This is a genomic window from Mycobacterium sp. 94-17 (assembly GCF_035617725.1).
In the GTDB taxonomy this organism is placed as follows: domain Bacteria; phylum Actinomycetota; class Actinomycetes; order Mycobacteriales; family Mycobacteriaceae; genus Mycobacterium.
Genome location: NZ_JAPIYN010000031.1, coordinates 1 through 19,157 on the forward strand (window position 1 = coordinate 1; position 19,157 = coordinate 19,157).

At 69.9% G+C, this 19,157-nt stretch carries 12 protein-coding genes and 2 pseudogenes; 11 read left to right on the plus strand and 3 right to left on the minus strand.

Features of this window, described 5'->3' with window-relative positions:
• The 5 genes and pseudogenes from OQ789_RS24540 to OQ789_RS24560 all read left to right on the plus strand — a co-directional run.
• The coding region (locus OQ789_RS24540; RefSeq protein ID WP_324688840.1) for a type I polyketide synthase at positions 1–4,955 on the plus strand (4,955 nt) is incomplete at its 5' end.
• 7 nt (positions 4,956–4,962) lie between these two features.
• On the plus strand, positions 4,963–7,596 hold the full coding sequence (locus OQ789_RS24545) for a sugar epimerase family protein (protein ID WP_324688842.1): 2,634 nt from the start codon (positions 4,963–4,965) through the stop codon (positions 7,594–7,596).
• 64 nt (positions 7,597–7,660) lie between these two features.
• Positions 7,661–8,293 (plus strand): annotated as a pseudogene (locus tag OQ789_RS24550) (SDR family NAD(P)-dependent oxidoreductase).
• 64 nt (positions 8,294–8,357) lie between these two features.
• Positions 8,358–9,440: a dihydrodipicolinate reductase gene (locus tag OQ789_RS24555; protein ID WP_324688844.1), complete on the plus strand. Its 1,083-nt coding sequence runs from the start codon at positions 8,358–8,360 to the stop codon at positions 9,438–9,440.
• Between the two features lie 79 nt (positions 9,441–9,519).
• Complete coding sequence (locus tag OQ789_RS24560; protein WP_324688846.1) at positions 9,520–10,131, plus strand: hypothetical protein; 612 nt, start codon at positions 9,520–9,522, stop codon at positions 10,129–10,131.
• An 11-nt stretch (positions 10,132–10,142) separates the two neighbouring features.
• Here OQ789_RS24560 and OQ789_RS24565 read toward each other — a convergent pair whose 3' ends face one another.
• Complete coding sequence (locus tag OQ789_RS24565; RefSeq protein WP_324688847.1) at positions 10,143–10,769, minus strand: helix-turn-helix domain-containing protein; 627 nt, start codon at positions 10,767–10,769, stop codon at positions 10,143–10,145.
• Between the two features lie 92 nt (positions 10,770–10,861).
• Between OQ789_RS24565 and OQ789_RS24570 the strand changes: the two genes are divergently transcribed.
• Both OQ789_RS24570 and OQ789_RS24575 read left to right on the plus strand, forming a co-directional pair.
• Entirely contained in the window at positions 10,862–12,094 is a 1,233-nt protein-coding gene (locus tag OQ789_RS24570; RefSeq protein ID WP_324688848.1) for a cytochrome P450, read from the plus strand.
• Positions 12,091–13,059 carry an SDR family NAD(P)-dependent oxidoreductase gene (locus OQ789_RS24575; RefSeq protein ID WP_324688849.1) on the plus strand — a complete coding sequence of 323 codons (969 nt, stop codon included), beginning with the start codon at positions 12,091–12,093 and terminating at the stop codon, positions 13,057–13,059. Before OQ789_RS24570 ends, OQ789_RS24575 begins: the two co-directional genes overlap by 4 nt.
• Here the strand turns inward: OQ789_RS24575 and OQ789_RS24580 are convergent.
• Complete coding sequence (locus tag OQ789_RS24580) at positions 13,037–13,717, minus strand: hypothetical protein (protein ID WP_324688850.1); 681 nt, start codon at positions 13,715–13,717, stop codon at positions 13,037–13,039. The genes OQ789_RS24575 and OQ789_RS24580 overlap by 23 nt on opposite strands.
• A gap of 78 nt (positions 13,718–13,795) precedes the next feature.
• On the opposite strand from OQ789_RS24580, the gene OQ789_RS24585 reads away from it, so the two are divergent.
• The 4 genes and pseudogenes from OQ789_RS24585 to OQ789_RS24600 all read left to right on the plus strand — a co-directional run.
• Positions 13,796–15,313 carry a carboxylesterase/lipase family protein gene (locus tag OQ789_RS24585; protein ID WP_324688852.1) on the plus strand — a complete coding sequence of 506 codons (1,518 nt, stop codon included), beginning with the start codon at positions 13,796–13,798 and terminating at the stop codon, positions 15,311–15,313.
• Positions 15,314–15,331: 18 nt separating this feature from the next.
• Positions 15,332–17,356: a DUF7065 domain-containing protein gene (locus OQ789_RS24590; RefSeq protein WP_324688853.1), complete on the plus strand. Its 2,025-nt coding sequence runs from the start codon at positions 15,332–15,334 to the stop codon at positions 17,354–17,356.
• Positions 17,356–17,862: a gluconokinase gene (locus OQ789_RS24595; protein WP_324688855.1), complete on the plus strand. Its 507-nt coding sequence runs from the start codon at positions 17,356–17,358 to the stop codon at positions 17,860–17,862. The genes OQ789_RS24590 and OQ789_RS24595 overlap by 1 nt, the downstream gene beginning before the upstream one ends.
• 99 nt (positions 17,863–17,961) lie before the next feature.
• Positions 17,962–18,066: pseudogene (locus tag OQ789_RS24600) on the plus strand (ATPase); the annotation flags it as partial.
• A 15-nt stretch (positions 18,067–18,081) separates the two neighbouring features.
• Here OQ789_RS24600 and OQ789_RS24605 read toward each other — a convergent pair.
• Positions 18,082–19,086 (minus strand): DoxX family protein, encoded by a 1,005-nt coding sequence (locus OQ789_RS24605; protein WP_324688857.1) that lies wholly within the window; start codon positions 19,084–19,086, stop codon positions 18,082–18,084.
• Between the last annotated feature and the right edge of the window lie 71 nt (positions 19,087–19,157).

Here is a 19,157-nt window from a genome sequence, read left to right on the forward strand (position 1 = left end):
CGGCGCGGTTGGCGGAATACGTTCGTGCGCACGGTGATCTGGATGTCGCGGACATCGGGTGGTCGCTGGCGGGCCGGGCGACGTTCGAGCACCGGGCCGTCGTCGTCGGTGGCGACCGCGACGGGCTGCTGGCCGGGCTGGACGAGCTCGCCGGCCACGACCTGGGCGGCTCGGTCGTTCGCGGCACCGCGGCGCCCGCGGGCAAGACCGTGTTCGTCTTCCCCGGCCAGGGATCCCAGATCCTGGGCATGGGAATGGGATTGCACGCCGGCTATCCCGTCTTCGCCGAGGCGTTCAACACCGTGGTGGCCGAACTCGATCGGCACCTGCTGCGGCCTCTGCGCGAGGTGATGTGGGGGCACGACGAAAACCTGTTGAACAGCACCGAATTCGCGCAACCCGCGCTGTTCGCGGTGGAAGTAGCGCTGTTCCGGCTTCTCGAGTCCTGGGGCGTGCGGCCCGATTTCGTGATGGGCCACTCGATCGGGGAGCTGACGGCCGCGCACGTCGCCGGCGTGCTGTCGCTGGAGAACGCCGCGGTGCTGGTGGCGGCGCGGGGCCGATTCATGCAGGCGCTGCCGGAGGGCGGCGCGATGGTCGCGGTGGCGGCCGCGGAGGACGAGGTGCGGTCGCTGCTGGTGGCCCGCGAACGGGCCGACGTGGACATCGCCGCGGTCAACGGGCCCACCTCGGTGGTGATTTCGGGCGCCCGGGACGCCGTGGCCGCGCTGGCCGATCAGCTTCGCGCCGACGGCCACCGGGTGCATCAGCTCACCGTGTCGCACGCCTTCCACTCCCCGTTGATGGATCCGATGATCGACGAATTCGGCACCGTGGCAGCCGGATTGGCCGTCGGCAAACCCACCGTTCCCATCGTGTCCAACCTGACCGGGCAGGTGGCTGGAGACGACTTCGGGACCGCGGCTTACTGGAAGCGGCACGTCCGCGAAGCGGTGCGATTCGCCGACAGCGTGCGCTTCGCGCACGCGGCGGGTGGCAGCCGATTCCTCGAGGTCGGGCCCAGCGGTGGCCTGACGGCGCCGATCGAAGAAGTACTGGCCGACGCGCCCGTGGTGACGATGTCCGCGTTGCGCAAGGACCGCCCGGAGCCGGTCACCCTGACCGACGCCGTCGCACGAGGGTTCGTCGCCGGGATGGACGCGGACTGGCGCGGTGTGCTGGGAGCGGCGAACTTCGTCGAGCTGCCGACGTATGCCTTCGACCGGCGCCGCTTTTGGCTCGCTCCCGACGGCGCCCCGGCGGACGCGGTGGGCCTGGGCCTGGCGGCCGGCGAGCACGCCCTGCTGGGCGCGGTGGTGGACCTGCCGGCCTCGGGCGGCGTGGTGCTGACCGGCCGGCTGTCGCCCGGCACGCAGGGCTGGCTGGCCGACCATGCCGTCGGCGGTGTGGTGCTGTTCCCCGGCGCGGGATTTGTCGAGCTGGCGATCCGCGCCGGCGACGAGGTGGGCTGCGGAGTGGTCGACGAGCTGAATCTGGCCGCGCCACTGGTGTTGCCGGCCGGTGGGTCGGTCGCCGTTCAGGTGGTGGTCGGCGGACCGGATGATTCGGGTGCCCGCGCGGTGTCGGTGTTTTCGCGGGCCGAAGCCGGTTCCGGCTGGGCGCTGCATGCCGAGGGTCTGCTGCGGTCCGGGTCGGTGCAGCCGGGCGCGGACCTGTCGGCGTGGCCGCCGGTGGGGGCGGTCCCGGTGGATGTCGGCGACGGGTACGAGCGACTGGCCGAGCGCGGTTACGGCTACGGCCCCGCGTTCCGCGGCCTGACGTCGATGTGGCGCCGCGGCGACGAAGTCTTCGCCGAGGTGACGCTGCCCACCGACGCCGGGGTGTCGCCGGCCGGGTTCGGCGTGCATCCGGCGATGCTCGATGCGGCACTGCACGCGGTCATGCTGGCCTCCGACAGCGACGAAGTGCCCGAAGGTTCGATGCTGGTCCCGTTCTTCTGGCAGCGGGTGTCGCTGCACGCCGCGGGGGCGGGCGCGGTGCGCGCACGGATCGTGCCGATCAGCGCATCGGCGGTGTCGATCGAATTGGCCGACGGGCTGGGGCTGCCGGTGCTGTCGGTGGCGTCGATGGTCGCGCGCCCGGTCACCGACAAGCAACTGCTGGCCGCGGTGTCGCATTCGGGACCGGACCGGCTCTTCGAGGTCATCTGGTCGGCGCAGCCGTCGGCGGCGGTACAGCCGGTATCGCTATCCGGCTGGGGTGCACCGCAATTGGACGCCGGTGAGGGCGAGCGCGCGGCGGTGCTGTTCGAATCGCAGCCGGTGTCCGGCGACGTCATCGCCGAGGTGTACGCGGCGACACGGGTGGTGCTGTCCGTGCTGCAGTCGTGGTTGTCCCGCGACGGCGCCGGCACCCTGGTGGTCGGGACCCGCGGCGCGATGACGCTGCCGGGGGAGGACGTCACCGATCTGGCCGGCGCCGCGGTGTGGGGGCTGGTGCGATCCGCGCAGACCGAGCATCCCGGACGCATCGTGCTCGTCGACACCGACGCGCCCCTGAATTCCGAGGCGGTGGCGGCAGTGCTGGCGCTGAGCGAGCCGCAGGCGATACTGCGCCACGGCACCGTCTACACCGCGCGGGTGCTCGGCAGCCGCGCCGTCGGCGGCCTCCTGCTGCCACCCGGCGAGGGACCGTGGCGACTCGGAATGAGCAGCTACGGCACGATCGAGAATCTGCGCATAGAGCGCATTCCCGACGCCGACGCCCCGTTGGGGCCCGGTCAGGTGCGGGTCGCGCTGTCGGCCATCGCGGCCAACTTCCGTGACGTGATGATCGCGCTGGGCCTCTATCCCGACCCCGACGCCACCATGGGCATCGAGGCCTCCGGCGTGGTCGTGCAGACCGGGCCGGAAACCGCTCGTTTCGCCGTCGGCGACCCCGTGATGGGACTGTTCCCGGACGGCACCGGAACCGTTGCCAAGACCGACCAGCGCCTGCTCGTCAAAGTGCCGGCCGGATGGTCACACACCGCCGCCGCGACGGGCTCGGTGGTATTCGCCACCGCGAACTACGCTCTGGCGGACCTGGCCGGCGCCAAGGCCGGTCAGCGGGTGCTGGTGCACGCCGCGGCCGGTGGGGTCGGGATGGCCGCGGTCCAGCTGGCCCGCCACCTGGGCCTGGAGGTGTTCGCGACCGCCAGCCGGGGCAAGTGGGACACCCTGCGGGACTTGGGTTTTGACGACGATCACATCGCCGATTCGCGCAGCCTGGAGTTCGAGGACAAGTTCCGCGCGGTCACCGGCAGGGCTGGCATGGATATCGTGCTGGACTCCCTGTCCGGTGAATTCGTCGATGCGTCCCTGCGTCTTACGGCCCCCGGCGGTGTCTTCCTGGAGATGGGCAAGACCGACATCCGCGACCCCGAGGTGGTCGCCCGGGAGCACCAGGGCGTGCGCTACCGCGCCTTCGACTTGTTCGAAGCCGGGCCGGACCGCATCGCGCAGATGCTCGACGAGCTGGCCGTCATGTTCGGTGAGGACGTGTTGCGGCCGTTGCCGGTCACCAGGTTCGACGTGCGACGCGCACCCGCCGCGCTGCGTTATCTGAGTCAGGCGCGCCACGTCGGCAAGGTCGTGATGACCATGCCCGACGCGTGGACGGCCGGGACGGTGCTGATCACCGGCGCTACCGGCATGGCCGGATCGGCGGTCGCGCGCCACGTCGTATCCCGGCACGGCGCAAGGCATCTGGTGCTGCTCAGCCGCCGGGGCCTGGATGCGCCGGGTGCCGCGGAGCTGGTTGCCGAACTGACCGCGGCCGGCGCGCACGTGGAGGCGGTGGCCTGTGACGCCGCCGATCGCGAGGCCCTGGCCAAGGTGATCGCCGAAATCCCGATGCAGACGCCGCTCACCGGGGTGATCCACGCCGCCGGGGTCTTGCAGGACGCGGTGGTGACGTCGCTGACACCCGACCGCATCGAATCCGTGTTGCGGTCCAAGGTCGACGCGGCCTGGAACCTGCACGAACTGACCCGTGAACTGGATGTGGCGGCGTTCGTGATGTTTTCGTCGATCGCCGGGCTCGCGGGCGCGTCCGGTCAGGCGAACTACGCGGCCGGCAACTCGTTCCTGGACGGGCTGGCGGCGCATCGACGGGCGCACGGGCTGCCGGCGATCTCGCTGGGCTGGGGGTTGTGGGATCAGGCCAGCGCCATGACCGGCGGGCTGGGCGCCGCCGACCGGGCCCGGTTCGGCCGGGACGGGATCGTCGCCATGTCGTCGCAGCAGGCGCTGGAGCTGATGGACACCGCGCTGATCGTCGACGAGCCGTTCATGCTGCCCGCGCACATCGACCTCGCGGCGTTGCGGGTCAAGTTCGACGGGGGCACGCTGCCGCCGATGTTCGTCGACCTGATCAACGCGCCGACGCGGCGCCAGGTCGACGACTCGCTGGCCGCCGCAAAGTCGAAATCGGCTCTGCTGCAACGCCTCGAGGGGCTGCCCGAGGACGAGCAGCGGGCGGTCCTGCTCGACTTGGTGCGGGCCAACATCGCCACAGTGCTGGGCAATTCCAGCCCCGAGTCCATCGATCCGGATAGGGCGTTCCAGGAGCTGGGCTTCGACTCGCTGACCGCCGTCGAGATGCGCAACCGGCTCAAAGCCGCGACCGGGCTGGCGCTGTCGCCGACGCTCATCTTCGACTACCCGAACTCCGCCGCGCTGGCCGGCTACATGTATTCCGAGCTCGTCGGAGCGTCGGAGCAGCACGCCCCGGCCGTCGCGCCGGGCGAAGCCGAGATCCAGCGGGTCGTCGGGTCGATCCCGGTCAAGCGGCTGCGCCAGGCCGGTGTGTTGGAGCTGTTGCTCGCGCTGGCCAGCGAGGCCGAGGGCGCCGCGCAGCCGGGAGCCGCCGCGACGACCACCGAAAAGGACATCGCCGACATGGACCTCGACGCGCTGCTCAACGCGGCGTCGATGAACGACGACGACGAGTAGGCATGAAGTGAGAATCGCGGTCACCGGGGCCAGCGGCGTGCTCGGCCGCGGCCTCGCCGCCCGGCTGCTCAGCCAGGGCCACGATGTCGCGGGCATCGCGCGCCACAGGCCCGAAAGTTGGCCGAGTGCAGCCGATTTCGTCGCGGCGGACATTCGCGATGCCGCCGCGGTCACCCGCGTCGTGGCCGGCGCCGACGTCGTCGCGCACTGTGCGTGGGCGAGAAGTCCCGGTCCGGACGACCGCATCAGCGCGCAGGTCAACATCGGCGGTACCCGCAACGTCCTCGACGCGATGACCAAGACCGGTGCCAGGCGAGTCGTTTTCGCGTCGTCGGCCCATGTTTACGGCGGGGGTGGCGTCGCAAGAGACGAGTGTGACGCGTTGGCGCCGGTCAGCCCCGACGGTCAATACAAGGCCGAGGTCGAAGGGCTGCTGGAGGAGTCGGGGCTGCAATGGGTCGCGATCCGTTCCGCGCTCATCCTCGGCCGGGGCGTGGACAACTGGGTGCGCCGGCTGTTCGCTTTGCCGGCGTTGCCCACTCGGTCGGCCGAGGCCCGCATCCAGGTCGTCCACCTCGACGACGCGCTGCGGCTCTTCAACCGGGCGATCGTCGATACCGAATTGGGTAGCGGCCCAGTCAATCTCGCCGCCGCGGGCGACCCGACGTTCGCGCAGATCGCCAGGGCGGTCAAGCGCCCGGTGGTGCCGTTGGGCGTTGCGCCCGCCGAGCTGCGGTTCCTGCAGAGCGCTCCTCTGATCGACACCACGCGGTTGCGCGACGAATGGGGATTCCGGCCGGCGTGGGAGTCCGACGATTGCGTCGAAGATTTCGCGCTGGCGGTCCGCGGTCGGGTCACCCTGGGCACGCGGGTGGTAGCGCTGCCGTGGCGACTGGCCAACATACAGGACCTGCCTTCGGTCGACGCCCCGAGTGACGACGGGGTAAAGCCGAATTGGGCTGGCACGGCAGGGGATAACGGCGAGTTCGACACGCCGATAGACCCGCGCTTTCCCACGTTTTTGGCCACGAATTTGTCCGAGGCGCTGCCCGGCCCGTTTTCGCCGTCGTCGGCGTCGGCGACGGTTCGCGGACTGCGGGCCAGCGCCGTGTGCGTCGCCGAGCGGCTGCGTCCCGGCGGGATGATCCAGCGCGAGATCGCGATGCGCATGGTTGCGGTGTTCGCCCACCGGCTGTACGGCGCCATCACGACCGCGCATTTCATGGCCGAAACGGTGCCCTTCGTGAAGCCGTCCACGGTGGTGAGCAACAGCGGGTTCTTCGGCCCGAGCATGGCGTCGCTGCCGGTCTTCGGTGAGGAGCGGCCACGCCCCGATACCGGGCGCATCCGAACGCAGGCGCGGACCGTGCGCAATATCGGGGTCTTCGGCGTCAACCTGATCGGCCTGTCCGCCGGTGCGCCGCGGGACACCCGCGAATTCGTGGCCGACGTCGACCGCCTCGAGCGCCTGGCCGGCGGCGATCTCACCCGCCTGGATGATCACCGGCTGCTGAGCCTGATCTCGCTGGCGCGAGACGAGGTGGTGCACGGCTGGGTGCTGGCGGCGGGCTCATTCCTGTTGTGTGCGGCGTTCAACGTGTTGCTGCGCGGGTTGTGCGGGCGAGACACCGCCGCGCCGGCCGGGCCGGAACTGGTCAGCGCCCGTTCGGTCGAGGCGATGCAGCGGTTGGTGGTTGCCGCACAGCGTGATTCGAGGGTGACGGCGCTGCTGGCGGAGCCCGGGGACCGGCTGGACAAGCTGGCCGTCGAGGCACCGGAGTTCCACGCCGCACTGCTGGCCGAGCTGGCGCTGATCGGACACCGCGGTCCGGCCGAGCTGGAGATGCTGTCGACCAGCTACGCCGACGATCCCGAGTTGCTGGTCCGAATGGTGACCCGGGCCATGAGCGCGCCGCCCGTGCCGCAACCGCAACCTCCCCGGATCCCGTTGCGGGCCAAGCCTATTGCGGCGCTGGCCACTCAGCAGCTGCGTGACCGTGAGGTCCGTCGCGACAAGGTGGTGCGGGCCAACTGGGTGCTGCGCACGTTGCTGCGCGAGTGCGGCCGCAGGTTGGTCGATGCCGGGACCTTCGGCGCCGCCGACGACGTCTTCTACCTGCTCGTCGACGAGCTTGATGCCCTCCCCGCGGATGTCGCCGGGCTGGTGGCGCGGCGCCGGGCCGAACAATGCCGGCTGGTCGCGGTGGCTCCGCCGACGGTGTTCAGCGGCACCTGGCAGCCGACCGTGACCTCGTCGCCGGCTCTGACCAGTGGCGACACCCTGCGCGGTGTCGGCGTGTGCGGGGGCCGGGTGCGTGGCCGGGTGCGGATCGTGCGGCCCGAAACCATCGACGACCTGCAACCCGGCGAGATCCTCGTCGCGGAGGTCACCGACGTCGGGTACACCACGGCGTTCTGTTACGCCGCCGCCGTCGTGACCGAACTCGGCGGCCCGATGTCGCACGCCGCGGTGGTGGCCCGTGAATTCGGCTTCCCCTGTGTGGTGGACGTGCAGGGCGCCACGCGGGTGTTGCCGCCTGGCGCCCTCGTCGAGGTCGACGGCACGAGCGGCGAGATTCAGGTGCTGGAACTGGCTTCCGGGGACCGGCCGTCGTCTCCGGCCGACGGTCGCAGCGCTTAGGGCTGTGCGACCGCCGCAGTATCGAACTCGAGAATGAGACTGGTGGGCCCACTCATGCCGAGCCGTGGTGCCGGATGCGAACCGGTTCGTCGACGTCGGCGAACATCGTGTCGTAGACCAGGCGGTCGTGCTGGCGGAAGCGGGCGCCACGGTGGTCGGTACGGCGCGCACCGAGGCGGATATTGTTGGCACGATTGAGAATATCGAGGCGGCGGTTCTTGGACGTCACCGACGAGGATTTCCGGCACACCTTCGACTGGTGCGTGACGTCGGCTTTCATCATGAGCCAACTCTCGGCCCCGCACATGCTCAGCGCGGGACACGGCTCCATCATCAACATCTCGTCCGGTTCGGCCAGGTTCGGCATCCGGGCGTTGACGGCGTACTGCGTGGCCAAGGGCGGCCTGGAGTCGCTCACCCGCGCCATGGCGCAGGAACTCGCGCCCAAGATCCGCGTCAACGCCATCGCCCTGGGATCACTCGCCACCGACGGGCTCAAGGGCAGCCTGGATTTGATGCGGGGTCGCTGGAAAAGATGCAGGAGGCCACGCCCCTGCACCGGCTGGGCGACGTCGAGGACCTTGGCCGGCTCGCGGTGTATCTCAGCACACGCGATTGCTATGCGACCAACGCGATCTTCCATGTCGACGGTGGCATCGACTCGAACGACTCGCCGCTGCCGATACCGGATTACTGACCCTGCGCCGCGCCCGAACGCGTCATGATGGGTCGTCACCCACCGCCGGAAGGACGGGTTAGCCGTGCGCAGAGTCATCCAATTCTCCACCGGCAATGTCGGCCGCCATGCGTTGCGCGCGATCATCGGAAGACCGGATCTCGAACTGGTCGGCGTGCACGCCTCCGCCGGCGACAAGGTCGGTCGCGACGCGGCCCAGCTGTGCGGGCTGGACGATCCGACGGGCATCGTCGCCACCGACGACATCGACGCTCTGGTGGCCCTCGGGGCCGACTGCGTCGTCTACACATCGCAGGGTGAGACGCGGCCGATGGAAGCTATCGAGCAGATGTCGCGGTTTCTCTCCGCGGGCACCAACGTGGTCGGCACGTCGATGGTCTGGCTGGTCACGCCCCGCCATGCGGACGCCTGGCTGCGGGAGCCTCTACAGCGTGCGTGCGAGGCGGGCAACGCCTCGCTCTACGTCAACGGCATCGACCCGGGGTTCTCCGGCGATACGCTGGTGCACGCGGCGGTCAGCCTGACCACCCGCGTCTCGTCGATCACCGTGCAGGAGATCTTCGACTACGGGAACTACGATGACGCCGAGTTCACCGGTGCCGCAATGGGGTTCGGGACCGCACCGGACGACGACTCGCCGATGATGTTCCTTCCCGGCGTCATCGTGGCGATGTGGGGCGGTCAGGTCCGCAGCCTGGCGGACAATCTGGGCATCGAACTCGACGACGTGCGCCAGCGCATCGAACGCTGGTTCACGCCGGAGCGCATCGACTGCACCATGATGACGGTGGAGCCGGGGCGGATGGCCGCGGTCCGGTTCGCCACCGAGGGTGTCCGCGACGGGCAACCGGTGATCACCCTCGAGCACGTCACCAGGCTCACGCAGGCTGCGGCGCCGGACTGGGAATTCCCACCCGCGGGCCATATCGGGGTGCACCGCGTCGTCGTGCAGGGTGAACCGGGGGTGGAAATCAATACCCACGTCTCCCACCCCGTGTTCGATTCGACTGATGCGGGCTGTATTTCGACGGCCGGCCGTGTCGTCAACGCGATCGACTGGGTGTGCCGCGCGCCCCGGGGGCTCATCGGTGTCGAGGACATTGCGCTCTCGGCGACCATGCGCGGCGTGATGTGGAAAGAGCGCTAGCGACCCTTACCGAGATCGCATCAAGCCCATAGGCTGGTCCGGGATGAACCTTCGTTCGGCTGACTCCAGGAGATTCTCGATGAATACGGTGCGGACGTCCGCGCTCGGTGTGACGGCTGCCGCGGTGTTGATCGCCACGACCGTGGCGGGCTGTGGCCGGGGAGAGAACTCCACCGCACCCTCGGGCCCGGCCCCGTCGTCGGCGACCGCGTCGGGCCCGCAAACCAGCGCGACGCCGGCGGGCTACAGCAATCTCTTGATCAAGCCCGGCGACGTCGGCCCCAATGCCACCGCGGACGGGCCACCGACCCAGAATCCCAGCGGCATCACCGGCGTGGGACAGGTGTTCAAGAACCCCGACGGCAAGCGCACCATCATCGACACGATCGCGGTGTTTCCCGACGCGGCCACGGCCACCCGGACCGCGGCCAACATGCGCGACGCCGTCGGCAAGAAGGTCAACGGGCCGCAGCAGCCCATCGACGTCGGGGCCGACGGCTTCCTGGTGATCGGCCAGGGGACCGACCCGGCCAATCCGATGGAGATCTCCGAGGCGGTGTTCGTCGAGGGCAGGGCCATGGTCGACCTGGAATCCGACTGTGTCATAGGCAATCCCACGCCGGCCGACGTCATGCTCGATCTCGCCCGTAAGCAGCACGCCGCCGTCAAAGCGGGGTTACCGGCCGGCTGAGTGGCGGCCTGTCACAGGGGCCAGCTGTCCGGCACCTCATAGCGCAGGGCGGCGGCCGGAGGCAGCGGCCGGCGGTCCCCGACCGAGATCGCGTCGACGATCAGGGCGACGTAGCGCCGCCAGCCGTCGCTGCCGGCATCCATGGTGGACAGCACACCGAAGAGCATCGCGATCAGGCGCGGCAGGTCGTCGGCGACCAGGTCGGCGCGGACGCGGCCGGCCCGCTGGCCCGCGCGGACGAGCTCGCCCAGCGCGGCGTTGAGCGACGCCGAGATGTCGGACGTCAGCGACCCGGCCCGGCGCGCGGCGGCAAGCAGGCTGTGCTCCCGCGCACCCAGCCCTATCGCCGCTTCGATGAGCCGGGTCAGACCGCGCAGCGGATCCTTGGCGCGGCGGGCGCTGTCGATCACCGGGGTGAGGTCCTCGGCGATGCTCTGATCCAGGGCGGCGCGCACCAGGTCGCCTTTCGCCGGAAACCTGCGGTAGAGGGTCCGCTCGCCGACGCCCGCCCGGCGCGCGACGGCCTCGAGCGGGGCGTCGGGCCCCAGCTCGCTGTAGACCTCGCGCGCCGCGCGCAGGATGCGCTCGACGTTGCGCGCGGCGTCGGCCCGCAACGGCCGGTCCTCCACCGCGGTCATCGTGACAGCGTAACTGACCGTTGACTGCCGACGCCGGCCGCTTTACGCTCTGTAACTGGCAGGCATATGACAGTTAGTGGGAAACTCGGTTTATGGCAACAGCTTCCACATCTTTCGGAACCTCTGACTCGTGCCCGGATGCCGACCTTCCGGTATTGCCCGTGCCGCGACCCGCCCGCTGCCCACTCGTGCCCCCGCCCGAGTTCGAGGACTGGCGCGATCAGCCCGGGCTCCGCAAGGCGACGTTCCAGGGCAACCAGGTCTGGGTGGTCAGCCGCTACCGGGACATCAGGGCGGCGCTGGTCGATCCTCGCCTGTCCGCGAAGACCATTCCGGACTCGATCATGCCGAAGGACGACGACGACAAGGTCCCGGTGATGTTCGCGCGGACCGATGATCCCGAACATCACCGATTGCGGCGCATGATGACCAGCAACTTCACCTTCAGGCGCTGCGAGTCGATGCGGCCGCAGATCCAGGACATGGTCGACCACTATCTCGCCCAGATGATCGAGCACGGCGCGCCGGCCGACCTGGTGCGCGAATTCGCCCTGCCGGTGCCGTCGATGGTGATCGCCCTGCTGCTGGGCGTGCCGCCCGAAGACCTGCCACTCTTCCAGCGCAACACCAGCAAGGGGCTCGACCAGAAATCCAGCGACGAGGAAAAGGGGCAGGCGTTCGGGGCGATGTACGCCTACATCGAGGAGCTGGTGGAACGCAAGGCGCGCGAACCCGGCGACGACCTGATCAGCCGCCTGGTCACCGAATACGTGGCCACGGGCCAACTCACCCATGCCACCACGGCCATGAACGGCGTGATCATGATGCAGGCCGGGCACGAGACCACGGCCAACATGATCTCGCTGGGAACGGTTGCGCTGCTGGAACATCCCGACGTGTTCGAGCGACTCGGACGAACCGACGACCCCGCCGTCGTCGCGAACATCGTCGAAGAGCTGATGCGCTACCTCACCATCGTGCACAGTCAGGTCGATCGCATCGCGACCGAAGATCTGACAATCGGTGGCCAGCTGATCCGCGCGGGGGAGTACGTCATGATGAGCCTGCTCGCCGGGAACTGGGACGCCGACTTCGTCGACAATCCCGACCGCTTCGATGCCGACCGAAACACCCGCGGCCACTTGGGCTTCGGCTACGGAGTGCACCAGTGCATCGGGGCGAACCTGGCCCGGGTCGAGATGCAGGTCGCATTCGCCACCTTGGCACGGCGCCTCCCCGGGCTCAGGCTGGCGGTGCCGCCCGGGCAGCTGAGGTTCAAAGACGCCAATATCTATGGCATGAAAGAACTTCCGGTGAGCTGGTGACGACCGAGCTGAGGTTCGATGACCAGGTCGCCGTCATCACCGGAGCGGGCGGCGGCTTGGGGCGGCACTACGCGTTGCTGCTCGCCTCACGCGGCGCGCGCGTCGTCGTCAACGACATCGGCGGCTCGGTGACCGGGGACGGATCCGACGCCGCGGCGGCGGCCGCCGTCGTCGAGGAGATCCGCGGATCGGGCGGTGCGGCCGTCGCCGACACCCACAGCGTCGTCACTCCCGAAGGCGGGCAGGCGGTGGTCGACACCGCACTGACCGCCTGGGGCCGCGTCGACATCGTGATCAACAACGCCGGCATCGTGCGCGATGCGCCGTTCGAGGACATGACCGCCGACCGGTTCGAGCCCCTGCTGGACGTGCATCTCAGGGGCGCCTTCCACGCCACCAGGCCGGCCTGGAAAGTGATGTGCGAGCGGGGATATGGCCGCATCCTCAACACCTGTTCGGCGGCCGGGATCCTGGGGGCCCCGGGCATGAGCAACTACGGTTCGGCCAAGACCGGGCTGATCGGGCTGACCCGTGTTTTGGCCGCGGAGACCGCGGGCCGCGACATCAAGGTCAACGCCATCGCCCCGATCGCCTACACGCGGATGCTGGCGCACTCGGTCGACACCGCCGCGCAGCCGGATGGTCCCGCCGCCCGGGCGGTGCTGGACGACCTGGTGGGGCAATACCTTCAGAGGCTCGACCCGGCGTCGGTGGCCCCCGTGGCGGCCTTCCTGACGCACCGCGACTGTCCGGTGTCGGGGGAGATCTATACCGTTGGGGCAGGCCATGTTTCGCGCTTCTTCATCGGACGGACGAAAGGCTTTTACAGTCCGGAGCTGACGGTCGAAGGGGTGCGCGATCACCTGGACGAGATTCGCGACGAAGCCGGCTACACGGTGCCGGGCGGCCCCGGCGACGAGATGACCGAGCTTTTCGCGACGATCACGGCGGACCTGCGCAGCTGAAGGCCGTGCCGACGCCATCCGGCGGCGGCGCCGGCTTCAGGCATCCGAACGGCTCGATGCCGGCGGGGGTGAATCCGGCCGCCGACTGGTGCGCATAGTTCACGCAGTACAGGCCGGATGGGTCGGCGCGGCACCGGTACTCACCCAACGACAGCGACTCCCCGTTCGCCAGCTCCGGCCCATTGCCGTTGACGAACGGGCCTGGATCGGCCCGGGCGGACCCCACCTGCAGGTTCACCCCGTCGAAGCTGATCCAGCCGCCCTGCCAGGTGCCGTAGGCCGTCGCCGGCGCCGGCGGTGGGTTGGTCAGCGTCACCAGGCAGGTCAGCGCGCCACCGGTGTGTTTGGCATCCGTCATGCAGGAGACCTTGCCCGTCGCCGCCGTCAGCGCGATGTCGTCGCCCAGTGGCGTGGTCGCCCCGTCGCGGGTGGCGGTGTGGAAGCGGCCCGGATCGGCGGGATGAGCTGCCTCGATCCACGCGATGACGTCGGAGATCGCCGCACCCGCGGCCGGTGCGGCGGCCGATCCCGGCGCCTTGCTACCCGGGGCGCCGGCGGGCGGCGGGGTGGTGCCTCCGGTGGGCTCCGAATGGCCGCCCGTGGCGTGTGAGCACCCGGCGATCACTAATGATGCGGCGACCACCGCAGCTAAACGCATCCAGTCAGGCTAACCGCCGCGCCGGCAATTAAGGCGCTGCGCGCGCGTTACCGCCATCATGTCGGTTACCGTCGGGTTATGCATGACCGCACTATCCGCGCACGCACGGCCACCGGCACCGTCGAGGGCTTCACCCGCGACGGCGTCACTCGGTGGCGGTCGATCCCGTATGCCCGTCCACCGGTGGGTGCCCTGCGCTTCCGGGCGCCGCAACCGGCCCAGCCGTGGTCGGGTGTGCGGCACTGCCATGGCTACGGCAATTGCGCTCCCCAGCAGCGCCGCTACACCCTGCTCGGCATGTCCGGTTTGGGGGGCCGCTACCAGCCGATGAGCGAGGACTGCCTCACCCTCAACGTCGTGGCGCCCGAGGGCGCGGCCGAAGAGCCGCTGCCCGTCATGGTGTTCATCCACGGCGGCGGTTATTTCCTGGGCAGCTCGGCGACTCCGCTGTACGACGGTGCCCCCCTGGCACGGCGGGGATGCGTCTACGTCTCGGTGAACTACCGGCTCGGGGCGCTGGGATGCGTGGATTTGTCGTCGCTGTCGACCGCGGAGATCACCATCGACAGCAACCTGTACCTGCGCGACCTGGTGCTGGCGCTGCAGTGGGTGCGCGACAACATCGCGGGATTCGGCGGCGACCCGGACAACGTCACCATCTTCGGCGAGAGCGCGGGCGCATGCATCACCGCCTCGCTGCTCGCGGTGCCCGCCGCCAAAGACTTGTTCGCCCGGGCGATCTCGGAAAGCCCGGCGGCGGGGCTGGTGCGGTCGAAGGAGGTTGCGGCCGAGTTCGCGAACCGGTTTGCCAACCTGCTCGGCGTGCGCAGGCAGGACGCCGCCAGCGCACTGATGCAGGCGTCCGCGGCCCAACTGGTCAAGACCCAGCACCAACTGATCGACGAGGGCATGCAGAACCGGCTGGGCGCCTTCCCGATCGGCCCCGTCTTCGGCGACGACATATTGCCTGCCGATCCGGTCGAGGCGATGCGGCGCGGCGAGGCCCACCGAGTCCCCCTCATCGTGGGCACTAACGCCGAAGAGGGACGGTTGTTCACCCGGTTCCTGGCGATGCTGCCGACCAACGAGACGATGGTCGAAGAGCTGCTCGCCGACGCGGAACCCGCTATTCGCGAACGCATTACCGCCGCATATCCCGACTATCCCGGGCGGTCGGCGTGCATCCAGCTCGGCGGTGACTTCGCGTTCGCATCGGCGGCCTGGCAGATCGCCGAGGCCCACGCCGCGTACGCGCCGACATATCTCTACCGGTACGACTACGCGCCGCGCACCCTGCGGTGGTCCGGTTTCGGGGCCACCCACGCCACCGAGTTGCTCGCGGTGTTCGACGTCTACCGCACCCGATTCGGCGCGCTGTTGACCGCTGCGGCGGACCAGCGGGCCGCGCTGCGGGTGAGCAACGAGGTGCAGCGGCGCTGGCGGGCGTTCAGCCGCGCCGGGGTGCCGGGGGAGGACTGGCCCCTCTACACCGCCGACGACCGCGCCGTGATGGTCTTCGACCGCAAGTCGCGGGTCGAGTTCGATCCGCACCCGCATCGCCGAATGGCATGGGACGGCTTCTCACTGGCGCGTTGAGCTGGCACTCTAACCCTCATGCACGCCGAGACCGAGCAAGTCATCGAACGACCCGCTGATCTCACCGCCTCCTGGCTGGCCGCGGTCATCGGCACCGGACCCATCGCGGACTTCGCGGTGGAGCGCATCGGCACCGGGCAGATGAGCGAGTGCTACCGCGTTCGGCTCAATTACGCCGAGGACGCCGCGAGGGGGCCCGAGGCGGTGGTGCTGAAGGTCGCGGCTACCGACCCGGTCAGCCGGCAGACGGGGCTGGCGCTGGGGCTCTACGAGCGGGAGGTGCGGTTCTACGGTGACATCGCGCCGCGCCTGGACGGGCCCATCGCGCCCTGCTACCACGCGGCGGTCGACGCTGCGACGGGCGTGTTCGACCTGCTGCTCGGCGATGCGGGGCCGGCCGTCGTCGGCGATGAAATCGCCGGCGCCACAGCCGAACAGGCCCTCCTCGGGGTGGTCGAACTGGCACGCCTGCACGGGCCGCTGCTCGGCGACGCCGCGCTGGCCGACGCGCCGTGGCTCAATCGTGACGCTCCGCTGAACCAGGCCATGATCACCCCGCTGTATGCCGGTTTCGTCGACCGCTACGGCGACCAGATCGCGCCTGAGCATCGCGTGGTGTGCGAACGCTTGGTGGCGGCGTTCGACGGCTACCTCGCGTCGGAAAGCGACGTGTCCGGGCCGGGCCGCGTGCAGGGGCTGGTGCACGGCGACTACCGGTTGGACAACATGCTGTTCGGTATCGAAGGCGCGGATCGCCCACTGACGGTGGTCGATTGGCAGACCGTGTCCTGGGGTCCGGCCCTGACCGATCTGGCCTACTTCCTCGGTTGCGCCTTGCCCACCGAGGACCGCGGGCGGCACTACGACGCGCTGCTGCGCGCCTACCACGAGGCGCTGGGCCCCCAGGCGCCGCTGAGCCTCGACGACGTCGTGGACGGCGTGCGCCGGCAGAGCTTCTTCGGGGTGATGATGGCGATCGTCTCGTCAATGTTGGTCGAGCGCACCGACCGCGGCGATCGGATGTTCATGACGATGCTGCAACGGCACTGCGACCATGTGCTCGACACCGACGCGCTGTCGACGCTGCCCGACGCGGTGGCCGCCGAGCCGCTGCGGCCGGCGGCCGAAGACGAACTCGCCCACGATCCCACGGCCGAACCGCTCTGGAGCGAGAGCTGGTATGCCGACTTCGCCGACGCGGCACAGGGATTGGGCGGCTGGTTCCGGCTCGGCCGGGTGGCCAACGAGCAGGCTGCCTGGGTGCACGTGCTGGTGTGCGGCCCCGATATGCCGACCCTCGCCGTCGACGCGCAAGTGCCGCTGCCGTCGGACCCGTGGACCCTGCGCACCGGTGACGTGGAACTCGACCATTGCGCCGACGCGCCTCTGCAGAGCTACCGCGTCGACATCCGGGCGCGGGCCCAGGCCTACGACGACCCGTCGGCGTTGTTGCGCGGGCAGCCCGGCGTCCCGGCACAGATGACCATGAACCTGGTGTGGGCGACCGACGGCACGCCGTACAAGTACGGGGTGGCGACGCGGTATGAAATCCCGTGCACCGTCTCGGGCAGCGTCACGATCGACGGCCGCAGCTACGCTCTGGAATCGGTTCCCGGCCAGCGTGATCACTCGTGGGGCGTGCGCGATTGGTGGGGCATGGATTGGATATGGAGCGCGCTGCACCTGGACGACGGCACTCACCTGCACGGGGTGAACATCCGGATTCCGGGGGCGCCCGCGTTCAGCATCGGCTACGCACAGGGCGCCGACGGCAACGTCACCGAGTTGCAGGCCGTCGACTCACGGGAGTCCTTCGCCGACAACGGGTTACCGCTCGACGCGACGTTGGCGCTGGAGCCGGCGGGGATCACCGCGGACGTGCACGTGCGTGGTCAGGCCCCGGTCCGGCTCGTCGCGGCGGACGGGCGGGTCAGTCAGTTCCCCCGGGTCTGGGCCACGATCGGCACGGCCGACGGGCGGAGCGGGGTTGGTTGGCTGGAATGGAACCGCAACCTCGGCGAACAAACCGGCGAACAAACCTAATGGGCGGATCGGGACCCGTCGTCGTGATGGGCGTTTCCGGATCGGGCAAGTCGACGGTGGGGGCGGCGCTCGCGCAACGCCTGCGGGTCCCGTTCGTCGACGCCGACACCCTGCACCCGGCCGCCAACATCGCCAAGATGGCGGCAGGCGAACCGCTCGGCGACGACGACCGCTATCCCTGGTTGGACCGAGTCGGCGAATGGCTGGCCGGCCACCGCTACGGCGCTGTCGCGAGTTGCTCGGCGCTGAAAAGGAAATACCGGGATCAGTTGCGCGCGCGCTGCCCGGGCGTGCGGTTCGTGCACCTGCATGGGTCCGCGGACCTCATCGGCAGCCGGCTGGCCACCCGCACCGACCACTTCATGCCTGCCGTGCTGCTGCGCTCGCAACTGGACACCCTGCAGCCGCTCGGCCCCGACGAGGCCGGCGTGACGGTCGATATCGACCAAGACCTCGGCGCGATCGTCGACGCCGCCGTCGGCGCGCTGGATCATCCCCGAGATTGATCGAAGTTCCCGTAGCTGCGGGTGATGTCGAAGTCGAACGCGAAGAACTCATCCGTGTGGACGCGTTCGCCATGTCGATCAGCTCGCGACCGCCCGGTCTACGACAACAGCCGGTTGCGCGGTCCGCGCATCGTCGCACGGCTCAGCGGCGGGCCGGTGGTCGGCGCACGCGAGTGGCCCGCCTGGGCGCGGGAGGCCTTGCGGGGGTCGCCGGCGCGTCTAGCTCCAGGGCAGCTTGCGGCGGCCTGTATCGATCTGGCTGCCGACCCGCTCGCGCGCGGTGTCGGCCAGGTCGCTGCCCCGCTGACGTGCGGTTTCGGCGAACTCCTCGCCGCGCGCCCGCGCCGTATCGGCCAGCTTCTCGCTGCGCTTGCGTGCCTTCTTGGCCAGCTTCTCGCTGCGTTTGCGTGCCTTCTTGGCCAGCGGCGCGGCGCGGTCGGCAGCCTCGTCGGCAAGCTCTTCGCTGCGCTTGCGCGCTTTATCGGCCAGATAGGCGGCGCGGTCGGCGGCCTCGTCGGCCCATTCCTCCCCGCGCTTGCGGGCCTTCTTCGCCAGCGGCTTGCTCCGCTCGGCCGCGGTGCTGGCGAGTTCGCGGCCGCGTTCGAGGGCGGCTTCGGCATAGGGTGCGCCGCGGTCGGCCGCGATGCCGGCGAGCTCGCGGCCCCGCTCGGCGCCGACCTGCAAGCCGTGGGCGATCCGGTCACCCAGCTCGGAGAGGTCGGCATCGAAGGCCGAGTCGTCGGAACCGGGCCACGCCGACGACACCCGATCCGAGAGCCGTTCCGCCGCGCGGCGGCCACGCCACCCGAGTGAGGGCTTGCCGGCGGTGTCGGCCGACGCGATCAGCAGCCCGCCCAGCAGGCTGAGGTCGGTGAGGAACTGCTGGCGTTTCTGCGCTTTGGCCGCCGGGTCATTCTCGTTCCAGAAGGAATGTGCCCCGAGGTTTGCCGGCAACACCGTCACCGCCAGGGCCGCCGACGCGATCCGGGGGAGTTTGCCGGTGGCAAGCAGCAGGCCCCCACCGATCTGCACGGCCGCGGTGATCTGCGCGACCGTCTCGGGGTCGCTGGGAATGCTGCCGCTCACCGAATCCGGCAGCGCCTGAAGCCCGTCCACGGCCGGTGCGGCGGCCTGCGCCGCGGACTTGGGGTTGAGCAGTGAATTGACTCCCTGTCCGATGAATGCCACTGACAGCAGGGGTCGCGCGATTCTCCTGAGCACCATGGCCCGTGTATTACCCGGCTGCCTGTCGAGCAAACCCGGCGCCGATATGACCAGCTCGACCCGCATAGACA

What these genes read in the sequence shown, in the direction of transcription:
- OQ789_RS24585 (WP_324688852.1), top strand. Translation starts at nt 13,796, where the DNA reads ATGCATGACCGCACTATCCGCGCACGCACGGCCACCGGCACCGTCGAG.
- OQ789_RS24580 (WP_324688850.1), bottom strand. Translation starts at nt 13,717, where the DNA reads ATGCGTTTAGCTGCGGTGGTCGCCGCATCATTAGTGATCGCCGGGTGC.
- OQ789_RS24565 (WP_324688847.1), bottom strand. Translation starts at nt 10,769, where the DNA reads ATGACCGCGGTGGAGGACCGGCCGTTGCGGGCCGACGCCGCGCGCAAC.
- OQ789_RS24595 (WP_324688855.1), top strand. Translation starts at nt 17,356, where the DNA reads ATGGGCGGATCGGGACCCGTCGTCGTGATGGGCGTTTCCGGATCGGGC.
- OQ789_RS24590 (WP_324688853.1), top strand. Translation starts at nt 15,332, where the DNA reads ATGCACGCCGAGACCGAGCAAGTCATCGAACGACCCGCTGATCTCACC.
- OQ789_RS24605 (WP_324688857.1), bottom strand. Translation starts at nt 19,086, where the DNA reads ATGGTGCTCAGGAGAATCGCGCGACCCCTGCTGTCAGTGGCATTCATC.
- OQ789_RS24570 (WP_324688848.1), top strand. Translation starts at nt 10,862, where the DNA reads ATGGCAACAGCTTCCACATCTTTCGGAACCTCTGACTCGTGCCCGGAT.
- OQ789_RS24560 (WP_324688846.1), top strand. Translation starts at nt 9,520, where the DNA reads ATGAATACGGTGCGGACGTCCGCGCTCGGTGTGACGGCTGCCGCGGTG.